This window comes from Roseomonas acroporae (genome assembly GCF_023223525.1).
GTDB lineage: Bacteria > Pseudomonadota > Alphaproteobacteria > Acetobacterales > Acetobacteraceae > Roseomonas_E > Roseomonas_E acroporae.
Genome location: NZ_JALPRX010000292.1, coordinates 1 through 493, shown reverse-complemented (window position 1 = coordinate 493; position 493 = coordinate 1). Strand labels below are relative to the sequence as shown.

Here is a 493-nt window from a genome sequence, read left to right as displayed (position 1 = left end):
GTCATCGTGGCGGCCGAGATGCTCGTGGGCGGCACGGGCATCGGCTACTTCGTCTGGAACCAGTGGAACAACCTCTCGATCACCGACGTCATCGTCGCCATCCTGCTGATCGGCCTGGTGGGCATGGCGCTCGACCAGCTCCTCGGCTGGGTCGGCCGCAAGGTGGGGTACGCCGAATGACCGCCCGCATCCCGCAGATCTCCGTCCAGGGCCTGCGCAAGTGCTTCCCCGGCGCCGACCGGCCCACCTTCGACGAGGTCTGGTTCGACGTCATGCCCGGCGAGTTCGTCTGCCTGATCGGCCATTCCGGCTGCGGCAAGACGACCATGCTCAACATCCTCGCCGGCCTCGACCGCGCCACCGGCGGCGCGGTGATCGTGGCGGGGCGCGAGATCGACGGCCCTGGCCTCGACCGCGCCGTGGTGTTCCAGAGCCACGCCCTGCTGCCCTGGATGACGGTGCTGGGCAACATCGCCTTCGCCGTGCGCTCGAA

General features: G+C 69.0%; 1 protein-coding gene and 1 pseudogene. Both read left to right on the top strand.

The annotated features are described in order from the left end of the window. Positions 1 to 180 (top strand): annotated as a pseudogene (locus tag M0638_RS28585) (nitrate ABC transporter, permease protein); the annotation flags it as partial. After that, positions 177 to 493 (top strand): ATP-binding cassette domain-containing protein (locus tag M0638_RS28580; RefSeq protein ID WP_248670353.1); only part of this gene is annotated, 317 nt, incomplete at its 3' end. The pseudogene M0638_RS28585 and the gene M0638_RS28580, both read left to right, overlap by 4 nt.